19 protein-coding genes are annotated in these 18,303 nt (G+C 68.9%); 10 read left to right on the forward strand and 9 right to left on the reverse strand.

Translation table 11 applies throughout. From position 1 onward, the window contains the following. Positions 1-53: 53 nt before the first annotated feature. From TR46_RS22845 to TR46_RS22875, 7 genes are all read right to left on the reverse strand, one after another. Positions 54-266, reverse strand: a complete 213-nt coding sequence (locus TR46_RS22845; protein WP_042404390.1) for a hypothetical protein — start codon at positions 264-266, stop codon at positions 54-56. 596 nt (positions 267-862) lie between these two features. After that, on the reverse strand, positions 863-1,075 hold the full coding sequence (locus TR46_RS22850) for a hypothetical protein (RefSeq protein WP_236655447.1): 213 nt from the start codon (positions 1,073-1,075) through the stop codon (positions 863-865). Between the two features lie 73 nt (positions 1,076-1,148). Continuing rightward, complete coding sequence (locus TR46_RS22855) at positions 1,149-1,439, reverse strand: hypothetical protein (RefSeq protein ID WP_052433021.1); 291 nt, start codon at positions 1,437-1,439, stop codon at positions 1,149-1,151. Continuing rightward, entirely contained in the window at positions 1,436-1,822 is a 387-nt protein-coding gene (locus TR46_RS22860; RefSeq protein WP_152626617.1) for a hypothetical protein, read from the reverse strand. Before TR46_RS22860 ends, TR46_RS22855 begins: the two co-directional genes overlap by 4 nt. 162 nt (positions 1,823-1,984) lie before the next feature. After that, on the reverse strand, positions 1,985-3,391 hold the full coding sequence (locus tag TR46_RS22865) for a replicative DNA helicase (protein ID WP_052433022.1): 1,407 nt from the start codon (positions 3,389-3,391) through the stop codon (positions 1,985-1,987). Between the two features lie 89 nt (positions 3,392-3,480). Beyond that, positions 3,481-4,749 carry a hypothetical protein gene (locus tag TR46_RS22870; RefSeq protein ID WP_042404395.1) on the reverse strand — a complete coding sequence of 423 codons (1,269 nt, stop codon included), beginning with the start codon at positions 4,747-4,749 and terminating at the stop codon, positions 3,481-3,483. 751 nt (positions 4,750-5,500) lie between these two features. Continuing rightward, a complete protein-coding gene (locus TR46_RS22875; RefSeq protein WP_052433023.1) occupies positions 5,501-6,304 on the reverse strand; it encodes a GntR family transcriptional regulator in 804 nt (267 codons plus the stop codon). A gap of 507 nt (positions 6,305-6,811) precedes the next feature. Between TR46_RS22875 and TR46_RS22880 the strand changes: the two genes are divergently transcribed. From TR46_RS22880 to TR46_RS22925, 10 genes are all read left to right on the forward strand, one after another. After that, the gene (locus TR46_RS22880) at positions 6,812-7,198 is read left to right on the forward strand and encodes a hypothetical protein (protein WP_042404397.1); all 387 of its coding nucleotides are present in this window, start codon (positions 6,812-6,814) and stop codon (positions 7,196-7,198) included. Positions 7,199-7,316: 118 nt separating this feature from the next. Then, positions 7,317-7,733 carry a hypothetical protein gene (locus TR46_RS22885; RefSeq protein WP_042404399.1) on the forward strand — a complete coding sequence of 139 codons (417 nt, stop codon included), beginning with the start codon at positions 7,317-7,319 and terminating at the stop codon, positions 7,731-7,733. 61 nt (positions 7,734-7,794) lie between these two features. Then, positions 7,795-9,603 (forward strand): hypothetical protein, encoded by a 1,809-nt coding sequence (locus TR46_RS22890; RefSeq protein WP_152626618.1) that lies wholly within the window; start codon positions 7,795-7,797, stop codon positions 9,601-9,603. Positions 9,604-9,688: 85 nt separating this feature from the next. Further along, positions 9,689-10,243, forward strand: coding sequence for a hypothetical protein (locus tag TR46_RS22895; protein ID WP_052433024.1), 555 nt, complete (start codon positions 9,689-9,691; stop codon positions 10,241-10,243). Between the two features lie 12 nt (positions 10,244-10,255). Next, positions 10,256-10,471 carry a hypothetical protein gene (locus TR46_RS22900; RefSeq protein ID WP_042404512.1) on the forward strand — a complete coding sequence of 72 codons (216 nt, stop codon included), beginning with the start codon at positions 10,256-10,258 and terminating at the stop codon, positions 10,469-10,471. A gap of 130 nt (positions 10,472-10,601) precedes the next feature. Further along, positions 10,602-12,923, forward strand: a complete 2,322-nt coding sequence (locus tag TR46_RS22905; RefSeq protein WP_042404402.1) for a hypothetical protein — start codon at positions 10,602-10,604, stop codon at positions 12,921-12,923. Positions 12,924-12,934: 11 nt separating this feature from the next. Next, the gene (locus TR46_RS22910; RefSeq protein WP_042404404.1) at positions 12,935-13,357 is read left to right on the forward strand and encodes a hypothetical protein; all 423 of its coding nucleotides are present in this window, start codon (positions 12,935-12,937) and stop codon (positions 13,355-13,357) included. A gap of 107 nt (positions 13,358-13,464) precedes the next feature. Next, positions 13,465-15,825, forward strand: a complete 2,361-nt coding sequence (locus TR46_RS22915; protein ID WP_152626619.1) for a hypothetical protein — start codon at positions 13,465-13,467, stop codon at positions 15,823-15,825. Between the two features lie 91 nt (positions 15,826-15,916). Continuing rightward, positions 15,917-16,417, forward strand: coding sequence for a hypothetical protein (locus tag TR46_RS22920; protein WP_042404406.1), 501 nt, complete (start codon positions 15,917-15,919; stop codon positions 16,415-16,417). 11 nt (positions 16,418-16,428) lie between these two features. Continuing rightward, positions 16,429-16,767, forward strand: a complete 339-nt coding sequence (locus TR46_RS22925; RefSeq protein ID WP_152626620.1) for a hypothetical protein — start codon at positions 16,429-16,431, stop codon at positions 16,765-16,767. A 226-nt stretch (positions 16,768-16,993) separates the two neighbouring features. Here the strand turns inward: TR46_RS22925 and TR46_RS42490 are convergent, their stop codons facing one another. Both TR46_RS42490 and TR46_RS22935 read right to left on the reverse strand, forming a co-directional pair. Further along, a complete protein-coding gene (locus TR46_RS42490) occupies positions 16,994-17,887 on the reverse strand; it encodes a hypothetical protein (protein WP_042404411.1) in 894 nt (297 codons plus the stop codon). Continuing rightward, the coding region (locus TR46_RS22935; RefSeq protein WP_500800975.1) for a P-loop NTPase family protein at positions 17,887-18,303 on the reverse strand (417 nt) is incomplete at its 5' end. The genes TR46_RS42490 and TR46_RS22935, both read right to left, overlap by 1 nt.

Here is an 18,303-nt window from a genome sequence, read left to right on the forward strand (position 1 = left end):
GGCCCCCGGGGGGGGGGAGGGGTTCCCCCCCCGTCCACCCCGCCGGTCGTCGGTCACTTCGACTGAGCGGCGTGCTCGATCTCGTCCGCCTGGTAGCGGCCGATGTACCGGCCGCTCCAGGTGACGCAGCAGTACCACTTGGTCGGCGCGTACTCGTAGGTGAGCCAGCCCTGGACGACGCCGTCCTCCGGATGGCCCTCGGGCCCGCCTACGCGCCGTACCTGGTCGCCCTGGGTGAATCCTTCGCGGCTGTCCATGCGCTCCATGAGGAACCCTTCGTTGAGGTCTTCGGTGTGAGGTGATGCCGGGTGGGGATTCCCGCCCCCTTCCGACATAACTAATACTCTCAAGTTTTGGGCCATTCGTCAACTCTCAACACGCGGAAAGCCGCAGTTCAGCGGCTCTTTTTGGCGAGTGTTGCGGCGGCCCGACCGACCTCGGCGAGCCCTCTCCGGCGGACGCCGTACGACGGGCCGGTCGGGGGGTTCCCTCCGCGGCTGGGCAGGCGCAGCCGACCGCGGGCCGTGTCGGGGGGCAAGGCCCGGTCTCAGCCGCGAAGCGGCTCGGGCCTTGCGGCCCGGCGCGGGCTGTGGTCCCCTCCGGGGGCCCAGTCGCGGAGGGAACCCCCCGACCCCACCCACCCAGCACCACCGCGCGACGGCAAGATCGAAAACAGGGCCCCTCCCCCTCTGTGGAGGGTCGGGGGTGTGGGGCGGAGCCCCCGCGTTGCTCGAACCCGCACTTCTTCGACCTATCCGCGCCCTGAACTCACCTCTTAAGAGGTGGACTTTGGGCAGTGCGAATCAGGACGCCGAAGGGCCCGGCGAGAGGGGATGTCTCGCCGGGCCCCGGGTCGGGCTGGTCAGTAGAGCTGGATACGGGTGAGGAGGATGTGCGGCGGGTCGGCGTCGGCGAGGATCACGTACTCGGCGATGCCGAGCGAGCCGTCCGCTCCGATCGGCATGCGCCGCTGCTGGGGCCACTTCTGGGACGCGGTGCTGCCTGGCACCTCGCCGCGGGTCTCGTTGATCGCGACGGTGGCGGCCACGACCGCGCCGAACACGTCACCGCTCACCCCCGGGTCCATGAGGAGCTCGGAGACCTCCTCCGATAACACGCAGGGAAGGCCCTCGGCCTGGTCGTCGGGCTCACTCAACGGGCAGGCCTGCCTCACGGCGGCGGGCCACCAGGTCGGCGACTGCGGTCGTCGGCAGGGTTCCGTCCAGCGCGGCCGCGGTGAGCCGGTCGCCGGCCGGGTCGGTGTCGAGCATCGCCTCGCACCACCAGCGGCGCAGGACGCCCTCCGCTTCCTCGGGGGCGGCGGCCAGCAGCTCGCGGTAGAACTCCATCCGGCGGCCGCCCTCCAGCGCGGCCGCGATGCCCTCGGCGTTGCGCGGCACCCGTTCCGGCTGGTGCGGGTGGATCGGCTGTGCGGTCATCGCGTGCCCCTCTCGGTCCGCTCCGAGTCTGCCCGCTCGTGGCGGCCGCCGTCGACCGGCTGCGCGGGAACGGCGCCCCGCTCCGCCTCCCACTCCAACTGGCGCCCCTTCGTGGCACTCGCGACCACGTCGGCCAGTTCCCCGGCCAGCCGGTGCACCGCGCCCGCGTCCGGGTGGCCGATGGACGTCACGGCCAGCACCTCGCGCACCTGGCTGTAGCCCGCGCAGATGCTGAAGGACCCCGGGCTGCGGGTGCACTCCTTGAAGTCGCCCCGGTGCTGCTGGCCCATCTCCCGGCGGACCCGCTCCAGGCGGGCGACGTCGACCGTCTGCCTCTCGGCTCCCCGCTGGGCCTGGATGACGGTGTCCAGGATGGTCCGCATCGCCGGGTATACGCTATTCCAGCGTTCTGCGATATCCTCGGATTGGGCGTTGGTGACGAACCTGTTGTACACGTCTGCGGCGATCATTTCGGATTCCTCTTTCCGCCGTGGGATTGTGCAGAAGCCGCTGATATTGCGCGGCTGGATTCGAAAAACCGCAGGTCAGATGCCTGATCCCATATCACGGGCACGGGCATAATGACCTTGGAAGGCGACTGTCACAATCCCCGTAGGGCCCTGCCTATTTTTGCCGATAATCAGGTCCATTTCGCCCGACCGCACGTGCTCCTTGTCGTATGCGTCGGGCCGGTGCAGCAGGATCACCGCGTTAGCGTCGGCCTCGATCGAACCGGACTCGCGCAGGTCGGCCATCATCGGCTTCTTGTCCTCGCGCTTCTCCACCTCGCGGTTGAGCTGGGCCGCCGCGATGACGATGATGCCGAACTCGCCGGCCAGCCTCTTCAGGCCGCGGCTGATCTCGTCCACCTCGCCGGTGCGGTTCTGCCCGTTCTTGCCGGAGGCCTTCATGATCTGGAGGTAGTCCACCACCAGGACGTCCGGGAGCTTGTTCTGTGCCTGGAGCCAGCGCAGTCGCGACTCCAGTTGCATGGTGGTGGCTGCCGGGCCGTCGTCCACCACCAAGGGCGCCCCGGCGATCCGCCGGGCCGCGTCGGCGATCCGCTGCCGGTCGTCGCCCTGGTAGGCCCGGTCCTTGACCCGGTTCAGCGGCACGCGGGCCTCGGCCGCGATCAAGCGCTCCATCAGCTGCGGGCGGCTCATCTCCATGGACGACATCAGCACCGTGATGCGGTGCTCGATCGCCGCGCACCGGGCGATGTCCAGCAGGATCACGGACTTGCCGATCGCCGGACGGGCCGCCACCACGATCAGGTCGCCGGGCTCCATCGGGAGCATCTTGCGCAGGTCGGCGTACGGCAGGGGAAGGCGGCTGGGCGGCGGCGCGTCCATGCTGACGAGGTAGTCCTCCAGCATGTCGTCCAGCCACTGCACGCGCTCTACGCCGCCGCCGGCGCCGAGCTGGGCTGCCGACTGCATCTCGGCCTGCGCGGCGTTGACGATGTCGTTGACCTCGCCCTCGGCGGCGTAGCCCATCTGCGCGATGCGGGTGCCCGCCTCGATCAGGCGCCGCAGCCGGTAGTGCTGGACCACGATGTCGGCGTAGTACTCGGCGTTCGCCGCGGTCGGTACCGCGTTGACCAGGGTGTGCAGGTAGGACGGACCGCCGACGCGCTCGATGTCGCCGGACTTCACCAGGTACGACGCGATGGTGATCGGGTCGACCGGCTGGCCCTTGCCGTACATGTCCATGATCGCGTCGTGGACGATGCCGTGCGCCAGGCGGTAGTACGCCAGGTTGGTGATGCCGGTGGAGTGCACGTCGCCGATCGCGTCCCTCGACAGCAGCATGCCGCCGAGCACCGACTGCTCCGCCTGCACCGAGTTCGGTGGAACGCGCTCGAAGGCGGCCGCCTGCCTCGGCGCGGACTCCTCATCGAACAGCGAACCTCCGCCGTCCTCGATGCCCTCGTGCTGAGTGGGTACGCTCATGGTGGGTCTCCTTCTGAACTGGGTGATTCGAGCGGCGGCAGGGGCCTTTCCACGGGCTCCCCTGCCGCCGTCGCACGTGCGGAGGGTTCTTAGGCCAGTACCGGCGTCTTGGCGTGGCTGGGGTGGCTGGGGTGGCACTCGCACCGCACCAGGCTGCCGTCGTCGTCCTCACGCAGCCGCTGACCGGACTGCACGGGCTCGTTGCCGTCGTTGCACTTGCCGCACCAGTCGGGCAGCGCGGGGCGCTGGCCGGGCAGCATCGTCGGCAGGACGAACCGCTCCAGGTGGCGCGGCAGGCTGTACCAGTTAGCCCGGCTGCCCATGTCCGCGGCGGCGGCGACCAGGTGTTCGACGTCCACCAGGCCTTCGGCCAGCAGCAGGGCCGCGTCGCGGATCATCGCACTCCGCCCCCGGGCCGGAACGGGGTGCCCGTGCTTCTGGCGGGACTCGATCCAGGCCTCCGCCACCCGCACGTCGTCGTGGGTGTCCGGTGCTCCGGCGTCAGCCGGGGCACCGGTGCCGTTCTCCGGCGAAGCCGAAATCTCCTCTCCTCCAAGGACCTCAACCGGCACAGACGGTGCCGATGGGGCACCCGGGGCGGCAGAGAGAGAGGCTTCTTTGAGAGAACTTCTTAGAGGGTGATCGTTTTCGCTGGTCAGGGGAAGATCCGTTCCAGTTTTCTGGTCCAGCGTTCCAGTTTTCTGGAATGCCCGTCCAGTTTTCTGGAACGAGGGCTCCGCGTCGCCCGCGTCCGGGAGCGTTCCAGTTTTCTGGAACGGCTGGCCAGAGGCGTCCACCAGCCGCACCCTGGCCAAGCTCTGGCCGTTCGCAGCGGTCTCCACCTCGGTGAGGTGGGTGGGCGCCTGCGGCGGAGCGTCGCGCCAGTTCGGGGTGTAGGCGTCGAGCTTGTCCCAGGCGTTTCGCCAACCGACGTGTTCGGCGTCCGGCGGCAGGTCGTTGACGGTGAACCCGCGAGAGATGCCCTGGGCGGCCCGCATCTTCCCCTTGAGAGCGGTGATTCCGGCCAACTCGACCGTGTCCTTCGGCACGACCAGGTTCAGGTCCGCCAGGGTCTTCAGCACGTCGTACATCGCCGAGATGCTCATCGACTTGTCATTCGGGCCGGGCAGCAGCCAGCACAGCTGGTCGATCGTCATCCGCCTCATGCCGCTGCGCGGCCGGCGGGAGGCCTCGGTCATCATCGACCGCAGCAGGCCGTAGAGCCGGTAGGCGGTGTGCGTCATCCCCGGCATCAGCATCACGTAGTCGCGCACCATGGTGTAGGACCAGTAGTCCGTGATGGTGCCGGAGAACTCGAACAGCAGCTCGTCGCTCTCGGCTGGAGCGGCTGGGCTCATCTGCGGGCGCTTCACGGTGCCACCGCCGTCGTGGTCTCGACCACCACGGGAGCGACCGAACGTGTTGGCGCCGCGACGCGTCGTGTCGGCGGGTAGGTGAACTGGAACATGTACTGGGATCTCCCCTTGAAGTTTGGGGAGTCGCAGAGCGGCAAAGTGACGGAAAAGAGACGCTGATTGGGGACACGCTGCTGCGTGTTCACCATCGGTGGCTCTATCCTGGGTGTGGTGACCTCGGGCCCCTGGCAGGGCTCAGGCCCCGGCGTCATCGCCGACCTACGACTCGTGAGCTGTGGAGGCTGGGAGTCGATCAAGAGGGCCGCTCTGCTTCCAGGCAGGGCGGCCCTCGGCGTTTCACGGTGCCCGTGTCGGTCGACGTGACTGATGACCATCGCTGCCGATGGTCTGGTTGCGTGAGTCTGGCCATCCACCGATCTTGCACCGTTCGAGCTGAAGCTTCGTACGGGTTTTCGGGATGGCAGCGTGCTGCTGCGCCAGATGTGGCCTGGTAGCGGCCTGATGGCGAGTCATCGGTGGTGCCTCCTGCTTCCGTTGGTTTCACCGCTGGTGCGGCTACTCGGATTTAGCGCGTCGCCGACCACCACAATCGGCTACCGCCCTGCTCAGTGCCTCCTGGGTTCCAGGAGGCAGCTGTGCGTTCTGCGTATTGTCCTCCTCTGAGGCTCGCGTCTGGGCCACGCCCCGTCATCTCGGAGTGTCGCCGCAGGGTGCGGGCCTCTGGCGGCCCAGGCTAGGGGGCCTCGACGGGGTCAACAGGCCATTCGGCCGATTCACCCCGCTGGAGTTTTCCCGCTAGCTCGACTCGGTCGCCGGGGATCACGCGGATGGTCACCTCGACCGGCTTGCTGGTGAGCGCCGACGTTCCGACGATCGTGGACTCCAGCACTGGGATGGACAGGGCGATCTCAAGCAGCCTCGCCTCTTCCCTGTCCGGCATCCTGACACGAGACGTCTCCTCCCACTCGATCGGGCCATGACCGGCCTCTTCGAGCCTGTCCAGGTAGCCGCCGGGGCCTGGGGACGCCTCGGCAATCCTGGGAGCGGTCGCCACTGCGTCGGGACTGAGCCAGGTATCTACGAGCTGGAAGGGCGGCTCGCCGGCGGGGCTCGTGATACGTCGACGCCGGAGCACTTCGGTACCTGGTTCAAGCTCGAACAGGTCGGTTACCTGGGCGGGAGCGGGGATCGTTTTGCGGAACGGTCGGCCATGGACCTGCCACGGCTCGTCCGGCCGGGAAGCAGCCGGAAACACGTAGCCCCGCGCAGGATCACGGGTGATCGTGACGCCGCGTGTGATCCGTCGCCTGACAGGAGGCTCCAGAACGACGGACCCTGTGCGCTGAATCGTCCGGATGAGTCCCTCCTTCTCCAACTGCTTGTACGCCACGCGAACCGTCTCGTGGTGAATCCCCAGTTCCACCGCGTAAGCCTTGAGCTGCGGCAATGTCGATCCAGGAGGGTAAGTCCCATCCTGGATTTTGGCGCGCAACTCAGCTGCGAGTTGTCGCCATTTGGTGGAGCTGGGCTCGGTCATTGGATGCATCTCTCCTTCGGCTACTGGGCGTCACCCCCACACTAGTTCAGACCTAGGTTTTAACGCGCATCGCGTTCCGCTGTCTAGACACAGTGGCAAAAAACCTAGGGTTATTGACATGCCGCTCCGGTCATGGTGTCATCTTCTCGTCGGGCAAGCAAAAACCTAGGTTTTTGCAGTCCGTGACGGTGTCGTGGCCAGGCCTTCCGGGGCTCAGGGTGGCTGACCGTTTGCTCCTTAAGAACTCAATAGCGTGCCAAAGATGAGTAATTGGGCCGGATGTCGCCGGGCGCTCTCCATGCGGGGGCTGCCCGGCGACACTCCAAAGGCACAGGTCATATAGGGCGTGTCCGACTGGTTCGGACTCTCCGGAGACAGGGGTTCGAGTCCCCGCTCGCCTACCGCGCCGTCCTTATACGGCGCGACCCCCGGCACATGCGTACAGGCGTCTCACCGCTTGAACGTGCCGGGGGTCAACGGATCTACCCAGCTAGGAGCTGATCCGCAATGACCATCATGCCCGCCGACCTGCCCCTGTCGTCCACCGGGATCGCCGAGGACGTGCAGGACGCGGTCGCCGACGCCTTCCCCCTCTTCGAGTCGGTCCAGAAGCTGGCCCGCCTCGGGGTGTCCGTCGCCTTCGAGGTGGCGCCCTCGCGCATCGTCGCCACGATCAAGGTCACGGCGGAAGCGGTGCACATCCTGCCGGCGCTGCTGGAGGAGCTGGACGACGCCCGCCCGGGCCAGCTGCCCGACGGCCTGCTCGTGGTCACCGGCTCGATGTGCCAGGGGATGGTCGTCCTGCGAGTGCTGATCCCGCAGGAATGGGTGACCCCCGAGGAGCTGGCTGTGCTCACTGGCACCGCCGTCGCCGACCCCTCCCACCTGCTGTGACCGCCGAGGAAGCGGCGGAGCTGGCCCGCAAGGTCGCGGAGGCCAACCGCCGGTCTGAGCACCAGTACGGCAAAAGCGGATTCGACGCCCTGAGCTGGGGCGGAGAGGCGGTCACAGCATGAACGCCCTACTCAACAGCGGGCCCAGGAAGGCCGTCAGGGACTTCCGTGAACAGCACGGACTGATGGAGAGCTGGTCCGGCGACGACTTCGAGCGCTTCTACGACGTGCTCGTGATCGCGAACCGGCCCGGACCGGCGGCCCGGCTGCGCTTGCGGCTGGCCCTGCTGGTGTGGACCGGTACGGCGATGCCGTTCTACGCCTGCGGTGAGCTGCTGTGGGCCGCGCAGCACAAGGTCTCCCAGCGGCTGGACACGTTCCTGGACCGGCTGGACGACCGGTGCTCGACCAGTGAGTCCGCGTGCAAGCAGATCGGAGACCACGTGTTGGTCGAGCGCGTCGGCAGCGTCTCCGAGTGGATCTCGGCCAAGGCCACCGCTGTTGGCCGGGCCGCTGCCCGCCTCGCAAAGGGCTGACCGGATCGAACCATGAGGTGGCCGCCGGAAGGCGGCCACCTCCGTACGAGAGGAGACCGGTGTGGGGGCTCGTAAGCCACCTGTCCGAAACGCCCGAACGCCGACGCCGCGCCGCTCCGCCAATGCGGTAGCCCCGCGGCCGGAGACGCACGACAGCGAGGCCCTGGCTGCTGATCTCCGGGACCGCGCCGCCGACGTGATCGACGGCGCACGATGGATCGGGGCCCAGGAAGCGGCGACGCTGATCCAAGCCGCGAAGGACCAGGTCCAGCAGATCCGCCGGGCAGCAGCCGCCGACGCCAAGCGGGTCCTGGTGGAAGCCGCCGACGAAGTCGGGCACCGGCTGCGCGCCGCCGACTGCGACGCGGACACCCTCCGCGCCGGAGCCCGTGGCGACGCGCAGACGATCCTCGACCGGGCCCGGATCGACGGGGCCCGTCAGGCCAAGGAGGTCTTGGCCGATGCCGAGGAGCAGGCCAACGGCCTGCTCGCTGACGCCGAGAAGCGGGTGAGCGTCGTGCTCGCCGAGGCGGAGGAGCGGGCGAACACCCTGGTGGACCTGCGCCGGACGTCGGCGGAGGCCGCTTACCGCAAGGCCCTGGACGACGCCGCCCGCATCGTCGGTGAAGCCCAGGACCAGGCGGTGGAGATCAGGACGGCCCGGGCGGCACTCGACTCGGAGCTGGAGCTGGACCGCCGGGCGGCCCGGCTCGACCTGGACGAGGAATTGAGCGCCCGCCGGTCGGAGATCGACGCCGACCTCGCGCAGTACCGAGTACAGATGGACATCGCCCGGGCGCAGACGGAGACCCGGTTCCGACAGCTCGGCGAGCAGCAGGAGCAGGAGCGGCAGGCTCAGCGGGATCGGCTCACGGCCGAGTTCGCAGAGCTGCGCAGGGAAGCGGAGAGGCAGGCACGGATCGCCGCCGGCGCGTTGAGCAAGGAGGCGGACGACAAGCTCGCGGAAGCCAACCGCGAGCTCGTGGCCGCCCGCGATGCTCGCCGGATCGCGGAGAAGCGAGCGGCCAGCCTCAAGCGCACCCGCGACTGGGGGGAGGTCGTCAAGCAGTGCAGCATCTGGGTTGCACTTGCGGCCGTGATCACCCTCACCGCGAGCGGTGAGTGGTCCTTCGCCCGGATGGTCGGGCTGGGCAACACTCCGATAGGAGACGCGGGGTGGGCTCTCCCGCTCGGCCTGGATGTCTACGCGATCACGGCCTTCCGGATGAAGAAGGACGTGCCGTACGCGCTCGGCCTGATGGCTGCCACCAACATCACCTACCACGTGGCCGACATGACCGGGCACGGCATAGCGGTAGTTCACGGCAAGTTGCAGCCGAGCATCGGGCTCATCGTCGTTGCGGTCCTCGTCGTCGTCGCCATCGTCTGGCGCGTCCACCGTCTCCTGGAGGACGACCACGAAGAGGCGCAGACGCCGGACGCCGAGGCCGAGACGGACACGGTCTATCTGCCGTACGGACCGGGCGAGTCGGAGCGTACGGCCAACCTCGATCCCGACCGTACGGCCGCCGCGAACCCGGGCCGTACGGATGACCGTACGGGCCTTACCCGTACGCCCCGTACGGAAGACCGGACGGACTCCTCCCGTACGGCCCGTACGGCAAGCCGTACGGGGGCACCCCGTACGGCCCGTACTCCCGCCCCCCGTACGGCTGTCCGTACGGGTGCTACCCGTACGGACGCCGAAGCGATTCAGATCCTGCGGGCCCTGGATCGTGACGGCGACTTCGTCACCGTCAACGCTGCCCGTACGGCCCTCGGCTGCAATCGCGACCGGGCCGTACGGCTGCTGGACGAAGCAGGCCTCCTGAGCGCAGCGGACCGCACCAAGCACCTCGCCGTCCGCTGACCCGCGCGGCACCTACGCCGCGGGCCGGGCCCGCCACTGCCCCCGAGAGTCGGCGGGCCCCCTTCCCTTGAAAGGAGAACATCCCGTGTCCGAGATCGAGCACATGAACAGCGAGGTCCTGAACAGGGTGCCGGCGGAGTTCCGGCCCCTGCTCAACCTGGAGCACTTGGAGGCCTGGACGGCTGACCGCCAGCGCGAGCACGGTGGCGACCACGGCACGTACGAGGTCACCCGGGCGATGTTCCAGTCCGTCCTGCGTTCCCAGCACGTGGAGGGGGACGGCAGGTGGTCCGCGCGGCGCCGGGCCCGGAAGGTGGAGAAGCACCTGAACCGGCTGGTCAGGGCCTCGCGGGACGCGGCCCAGGCGGCGGAGGGGCTGCGCGTCACGTACGCCGACCACATCCGCACCGTCCAGGCCCTGCCCGCCCAGCGGGCGGCCAAGGCCGTGTCGAAGGCCGACCGGCGCGGCCGGGTGCACACCTTCGCCGGGGCCTCGCTGAACAAGACGGTCGGGGCGATGACCGCCCGGCCCGGTACCAGCGAGGAGGCGGGCGGTGAAACGCCTGGTCGAGGCACTGACAAGGGGTCTGGGCGGGCCGTGCGCGGCGTGAACGACCTCTTCGACCGGAAGGGAGCCTGACCGGTGCAGGAGGTGCCCCCCATCTCGGAGGCCCGCCAGGCTCGCCGCGCCGCCCACTGGGCGGCGCGGCAGAGCCGCCAGGTGGAACTGCGCGGCCCGGCGGGCCTGGTCGACGCCTGGCTAGACCGGTCCCGCGCGATCTGCAAGGCCGATCCGGAATTGTGGAACGACCTCGCGCGGACCCTGGAGAACTGGACCAGCCGCCACGACGGCAGTCACGGCGCGTAAGCGTCATCACCATCATCATCACCCCCGGGCGGACCGGAATCGGGAGGTCAAGGCGGGCGCACGGGCGCATGGGCGCGCGGGCGCGCGAGGATCTCCTATCCGGTCACCCTCTGTCAACTCTGGAGACCACGTGGCTGATGAGCCTCGGGACGGCGATGGGAACAACGTCGTCTCCTTCCGATCCCGTGGAGGGGCCCCGCCGGGGCTCCCCCCGATCCCGGGTTCCCCTCCCCCGGCAATCCCGACCCCTCCCACCGAACCACCTTCCGGGGCCGAGGGCGCCGGCGGGGCCACCCTGGTCCCCCGGCAGCGCCGGTCTGCGGCCGACTCCCTGGCCGACCTGACCCCGGCGCTGCCGCCGACTCCCGACTCGACCGGCCCGACGAGCACGGTCGCCCTGCGTTCCGAGGGGGCAGAGTCTGCCCGCCGGGACAGCAACGACGCTGAGGCGGACGGGCCCGGCGTCGCGGCCCTGGGCCTCGCGGCGACGCTGGCCATCGCGCTGGCCGCACTACGGGGCACCGCCACCGCGCTGACTGACTGGCGCCAGCGGCGTATGGAACGCTCCGTGGAACTGGCCCCGCTGCGCGAGGCCCAGCTCAAGCACCGACTGGCGGGCCATGAAGCAGCTGCCAAGCACGCAGCGGCCATGCAGGGCATAGGCGACAAGGCGGCGCAGAAGCAGGGCAAGTCCATCCCTTCCAGCCAGGAATTCGGCCGCAAGTCCCTCGGTGGCGGCCGCGCCTCCCTCATGGGCGGTACCGGGCCCAGCCGCAGCGGCAAGTCCGGCACCGGGCCGAGCGGCGCGGGGCCAGGCGGCAAGAAGGACTCACCGAAGACGGCCACCGGGTCCGGCTCGGCCGGGATCAAGGGCGGCGCGAAGCCGCCGGGCTCCGGCAAGAGCAGCTTGCTCGGGAAGGACGGCGGTTCGAGGTCGGGGATCAAGTCGCCCTCGGGCGGCAAGTCCCCCAGCGCGAAAGGCTCCAGCCCGGCGCTGGAGCGGGCCCGCGGCCGCCAGGAACGGGTCGCGGCGCGGCAGAGCGCCACCACACAGCGGCGTGCGGAGCGGCAGGCGGCCCGGTTGCAGAACCGGGCGAAGGACCGCGACGCCGCCCGCGACCGCAAGGGCCGCGGGGCGGACGCGCGGCAGGAGATCAGGGACCGGGGCCGCAACGCCCGGGTCGACGCCAAGCAGGCCCGGGCGGAGCAGGTGCGCCAGAGCCGGTTCGAGACCAAGCAGAAGGCGCGCGAGGCCCGCGCTGAGGCCCGACAGAAGAAGAAGGACGACGCGGCGGCGGCCGCCGCCGGCCGCACGACGCTGGGGCAGGCGATCGAGAACACTGCCCGGCGCCGGATGGAGAAGCGGCGCAAGAACCCCCCGCCCCCGCTGCTCAGCAAGGTCAAGCGCAAGAAGTCCAAGAAGACCAAGAAGAAGGGAGGCGCGAGCACGGGGGCGGCACCGGCCGGGCCGAAGGTCGTCCTGACCAAGAGGCCGAAGCCGGGCAGCGGGCCATCCGGCTCGACGCCCGCACCGAAGGTCGACCTGACCAAGCCGCCGAAGCCGGGCAGCGGCACCTCCGGGCCGGGTACCGGTCCGGGCGTGACGAGCAAACCCAAGTCCGGAAGGAAGAGGCCCCGGGTGAAGTCGAAGAAGTCGCGCAGCTCGACCTCGACCCCGGGCACGGGGCCCGCCGACAAACGCAAGGCCAGCCGCAAGGACCGAGCCCGCCGCGCGAGCGAGCGGACCCGGAGCAAGACAGGCCCCGCTGATTCCGCCGGGACCGGATGGTCGTTCTACACACCGCCGCCAAGGCGGGAGCGCCGCGGCGCCTACGGCTCCATGCGCGACACCGACCCGCAGCAGCAGGAGGTATGGACGGCAGAACCGGTCTTCCCGGCCGGATACCACGCCCCTGGGCGCGAGGCCCTGACCACCGGAACCCGAGGCCTACCCGCTGGCACCGGAAGTGCAAGCACCACGACCCCCAAGGAGAGGCCCGTGGGCAACGCGCCCGCTTTGATGAAGACCGCGGCCGTCACGACCGCGATGGACAACAGCATGAACCCCGAGCACGCAACGGAGGTGACGCTCGATGACGTCACCGAGTTCCTGACCGAGGTGGTCTCGGAGGCCTTCGACGCACACGACGAATGCCTCCTGCTCGCCGCTCACGCCAAGGAGCTGATGTACGCGCTCGACAACGTCGCAGCCAGGCTGGCCGCCAAGCACAACATCATCGGGACCATCACCTCCTGGGCGATGAGCAAGCTCGCCGAGTCGATGGAAGTCCTCTCCCGCAAGGCTGAGGAGATGTCGACCAAATCACTCCACGCCGCCGAGACCTGCGAGACGGCGAAGACCGAGATGGAAGACGCATACCGGCCGCTCACCCAGGCGACCGCCGACGCAGGCCTGCGGACGCCGTCCGCTCGGGTCCACAACGAGAACTAGGAGGTCCACCCATGCCCGGAGAGATCGTCCTCCGCCCGGAGGCCCCGCTCCCCGCCGTCCCCGACGTCGACCTGGGGTTCCTCAGCCTGGGCGCCGCCGTCGTCCTGCTGGCCGGGCGAGCCCTGCTCCTGAAAGAAAAGATCTGGGCCCTCCAGTCGCGCTTTCGCCGCAATGCCGACAAGGCGAGCAACATGTCCGAGATGTGCGACGCAGCAGAAGTCGCACCGCAATTGACCGCCCTCATCATGGAGGGCGCCAACTCACTGAGGGGAGTCGCCGAAGCATCCGGCGACCTGGTGGACGCCGCCGACACCATGCAGACGCACGCGCAGGGCTTCACCGACGCCCACCAGAACGAATACGGCGGGATCTACGAAGTCACGCAGACCATGGGCGTGCAGCAGCCCAAGCCCGGATTCAACGAAGTCAAGTAACCCAATAGCCGCCCGGCCGCGAAAGCACCGGGGCGGAAGCCTCCACGGGAGGGCCCCGGCCTTTTGGCCGGGGCCCTCCCCTATTTCCTCCCGGAGGGGATATGACAATGACGACCGACGTTGTGAAGGCCAACGCCACCACCACCGGTGAGCGGCCACTGACACGCAAAGCAGCCCGCAACCTGGCCTGGGCGGAACGCACGGTATACGGCGCCGCCGGCACCTGGGGCGTCATCGGCCCACAAATGGACCTTCCATGGTGGGCGCACGGTGCGGCCCTGGCCACCGGCGCCCTCACCGGCACCGTCCTATGGAAGCGCAGCGACACCGACAACTGGACGGAGGTGCTCGCCTCGTCCCTGCGGTCCCTGCCCGTACTCGGCTGGTCGGCCGCCTATCTCGGCGGCCTGCTGGTCCCGGTCTTCCACTACGCCAGCACCTGGCCGATGCTCGGCGCGGCCGCCTGGACCGTCGTGATGATCCCCATGGCGCCCTGGACCCGATCCAAGAGCCTGAAACGGGCCGTGGACAACCTCCCGGTCCTCGCCGGGGAGCCGGAGCCCGTGGAGGGCGAGCCGGTCACCTTCCAGGACCACATGCGATCCCTGTGGAGCCGGTCCCAGGCCACCGGGGACAGCACCCTGGAAGGCATCCGGCAGTACAGCTACGACGAACCGGACTTCGAGGCGGTCATCCTGGCCCCCGCCGGCCACACCATCCCCCGCACCCTGGACGAGCGCACCATCGCCGGAGTCTTCGACGTGGAGGTCGACGCGGTCGCCACCCGGCCGGTCCCCGGCTACGGCCCCGGCCGCCTCGCTGTCCAGGTCGCGCCCCGCCTCGCCGCCGCCCGCCGGGCGGAGGAGGCCCTGGAGATCGAGGCCAGGGACGAGAACCCCGGCGCCGCCCTGGAACGCCTCTGGGCCGAGCACGTTAACTGCACCAACGGCGCCGCTCCCGGCGTCGACCTGGTCGCCCACCACATCGGCGAGGAGCAGATCCGACTGCGGATCGCCGCCCCTCGCGGCAAGACCCTGCGGGTCAACCACGAAGCCCTGTGCAGCGCGCTCGGCATTGACGACATCTCCCGCCTGGTCCTGGAGGGCGCGGGCCCACGCGAAGCGGTCGTCTACATCTACCGGACCAACCCCCTCCTGCACGTCCGCGCCCCCACAGTCGAAGACCTGACCATGGACGACCGCGGCCGCATCTCCGTCGGCGTCGCCCACGATGGGACCGCTGCCCGCATGCAGCTGTTCAACTTCGACACCGGCCGCGCCCAGCACGGCATCACCGCCGGGACCACCGGCGCAGGCAAGTCGGGACTGATGCGCATCCTCGGCGCCGCGCAGCGTATCTCCGGCATCACCTCCTGGATGGCCGACGTCCAGGGCGGCATGTCGATGCCGGAGATGGAAGGCCGCATCGACTGGATGGCCAAGGGCCCTGACGAGACGATGCAGCAACTCCGCGCGCTCCACGCGGTCAAGAGGTACCGCGAGGCGTGCAGCCGCGGCCGCGGCGACTTCGACTTCCACGGCCCGTGGCGCCTGATCCAGTGGACCGGCGACGAGATCAACCGCCTGCTGTCCTCCTTGGACCAGGCGGTCCGCAAGGAAGCCGCCTGGATGATCGGCGACCTCCAGAAGACCGGCCAGAAAGTCGGCATCGGCGTCGACCTGGCCGTGCAGTCCCTGCACCTCAAGGAACTCGGCGACAACCACGAGATCAGAGAGAAGGGAAAAGAGGGCCACGTCTTTCTGATGCGCACCGCCTCCTCGTCCACCCAGGGCATGGGCCTGGACGGCATCGCCCCGATCGGCGCGCACATCTCCCCCATCCCGGAACGCATCTACGAGGGCGCGGGCGCGCAGGAACTGTTCGACGGCACCGCCGCCACCGAGGGCGTACCGACCCCGGGCATGGGATGGCTGATCACCGAGGGAAAGGCCGTCCTCTTCCGCACCTTCGTCCTGGAAAAGGTCAACGGCCTGTACCCCCAGCTCGAAGAACTGATGGACGGCTACCCGATTTCAACTCTCACCCCGGGCGAAGCCCGCGCCGCCGGCGCTGCCTACGCCCACCGGGGCGACGCTGCCAACAAGGCCCCGGGGGAGACCACGGACGGTCCGGCCGTTGCCGCCGGGAGCGCCCTCACCGAGGAACTGGAGCGCATCACGCGCCTCCTGGAGGCCGACAACAAGGCGAAGCAGCAGAACGAAGGGGAACTACCCGAAGCGCCGTCGCCGATGGAGGCCGCCAAAGCGAAGACCCCGACCATCCGCGAGCGGATTCTCGCCGCGCTCCAAGGCCACCCCGACGGACTGGGCCTCAAGGAGATCCGCACCGCCGTCGGCTGCGGCACCGAGGGCGGCCCCGGCACCAACAGCGTGAACAACGCCGTCAGCGCGCTCGCCAACGAGAACCAGCTCACCCCGCTCGGCAAAGGCGTCTACCGCCTGCCCTGACCCTCAGAACCGGCAGGGGACCGGCTACTCCGTCAAGACCGGCCGGTCCCCCGCCCACTCACTCCCCCAACGCATTGAAGGAGCCACCCCAGTGAACCACCACGACAACCCCACCGATCGCCTGCTGACCGAAGCCCAGCAGGAAGCCGAAGCCATCCGCCTCATCGCTGAGGGCTACAGCGACAACGCCCCCGTTGCCACCTTCTACAGGGACGTGTCACCCGTGCCGGCCATCGGCCACACCCCACCCGTCCAGCAGATCGGCCGCGCCCCGATGAGCCAGCGCGCCACGGACCTCAGCGGCGTCATGCTCTCCGCTGGTCTGGCCTCCGTGCCCATCTCCGGCGGAGTCTCCCTGGTGCTGTGGACTGTCGGCCAGATCAATCCGGAGGTCGTGGGCATGATCTGCGTGGCACCCGTCGCCGCGCTCTACGCCCTCTCTCGCGTCCTCAAGGGCGCCAAAGAGGTCGTTGAAGCCGCCCCGCCCGTCATTCACCAGCACTACCAGGGCACGGTCATCCAGGACCACCGCGAAGTCACTACCCACACTCGCGGCGTCATCGCCCGCACCAACAACCGGTTCGACCAGTGAGGGGGATGACGGTGAGCCGACCCAGCACCATCCTGACCACCGTCCTCGAAGCTCACGGGGGGTACTGCACCTGCGGTGGCGCCTGCGGCAGGCAGCACACGGGCGAGGGCGGGCGATGCAGCGCCGAGACCAGCGGCAAGAACAAGCCCCTGCTGGCAGCGCCACGGACACCGCACGCCACGGACGCACAGAACGCGGCCACACCGGTTGAGAACCTGCGCCCCTGGTGCTGGCCCTGCTGGCGGGACGCGCTCGGCGCCGAACGAGTCCGCACCGACGAACAGCGCTCCATGGAGCTCGCGCAGATGCAGATCGGCCTGTTCGACCTCGCCGCCGACACCGCGGTGTAGCAGCAGTTGTCCATCTGTACGTGGTCGAGCACGACGTCGGCTGACCCCGACGCGGGGGCGGCCGGGCTTCGACCCTTGCTGCGGTAGTTGCCACCCTCGGGTCCTCGACCCTCCGGCACTCTGATGTCGCCTGAGCGATATCCGGGCGCGCGGGTGCTACCTGATCTGAACAGCACAAAAGCGGGCCCCGTCCGAGGACGGGGCCCGCTTTTGTGTTTCTCCTGCCCTATGCCGCTGGTGCCGCTACTGCTTCGCCTTCGACGGCCTTGCTTGACGCGTCGGCCTTGACCTCGGGATTGGCATCCTCAGCTTCGTCTTCCAGGAATATGACCTTCACGCCGCTGACCAAGGACAGGGCTTCGATCAGAGACTTCACCGCCGTGCCAGCGCGCTTCGGGTCGTGCTCCAGTGCAGCTTGCACGGTGCCTGCGTCGAAGGCCTTGGCGGCCTTTGCCAGGGCACGTACCGCCTTTGCCGGATCGGCTGTGGGAATCGAGCGGGTCTCGCTCTCCAGGGAGGCGAGGTAGGAGAGCACCGCTTCCTCGGTCTTCGCCTTGTGGCCAGCTGCCGCCGCCGGTAGCGCCTCGACAGCACCTTGGACAAGCGCGGCAGTAACGCCAGCACCCTTGACCTTCACGATCCCCATGTACAGGTAGACGGCCGCTTGGACGCTGTGTTGCTCAACTAGCGGTACCAGCGCCCAAGCGTGTCCGTACCCGAGCTTCGTGGAAACAATTGTTTCCAAAACGCCCCCTGACCTGGGCTGGAGCAGAGCCTCTGCCACGCGCCAGGTGCGGATCAGCTTGTTCGCATACTGCGGCGTGATGTCCCACTTCGACTGCGTGTACTCGTCGAAGGTCTCGAACTGCTCTCGGTAGAGCCGGGCGTTTCGGATCACTTGGAGCGCCTTGCCAGCGGCCCAGAAAGCGAAGCGCAGGTTCTCGATCGCGCTCTCGCACTTGATCAGCATGTCTTGCTCTTGCGCGATGAGCGCCGGAGTGTCCGTCAGCTGCTGGGAAGGGAGCTTGGCCGAGTCGCCGATTGCGCGTGCCAGCTCGATCGCGTTGTCTGGGCGTCCAGGGGCCGCTGGAGCCCCGCTCACGTTGATCGACTTCCCCATCAGAGCATCTGCTCCATCGTCAGGGCCAGACGCATGAAGTCTTCTCGTGCGTTGAGGGCCGTGCCGGACATCTTGTATTCGGTCACCAAGGTGCCGTTCTCATAGGCATGCTCATGGAGGGTGTAGCGGCGGATCGGAACAGCGACCCGTGGGTAGCGCCGCTCGTCAATCCATGCCTTTACCTTGCCCAGCTGCTTCTCGCCCTTGTCCTTGCCGGGGTCGTGCATGTTGATGACGACCAGGAAGGGGATGCCCCGAGGCTTGAGGATGCGCTCGATGGTGTACTCGCACTCATCCCAGGTGATCTTCGATGGGGTGATCGGGACGATCGCAAGGTCTGCTACGTCCAGCACCTCGCGCAGGGCATCGGCCGTCCGACTGGTGCCCAATGGGTCGGCTCCCCACTCTGCTTCGGG

Origin of the sequence: Streptacidiphilus carbonis (assembly GCF_000787775.1) — a bacterium.
In the GTDB taxonomy this organism is placed as follows: Bacteria; Actinomycetota; Actinomycetes; order Streptomycetales; family Streptomycetaceae; genus Streptacidiphilus; species Streptacidiphilus carbonis.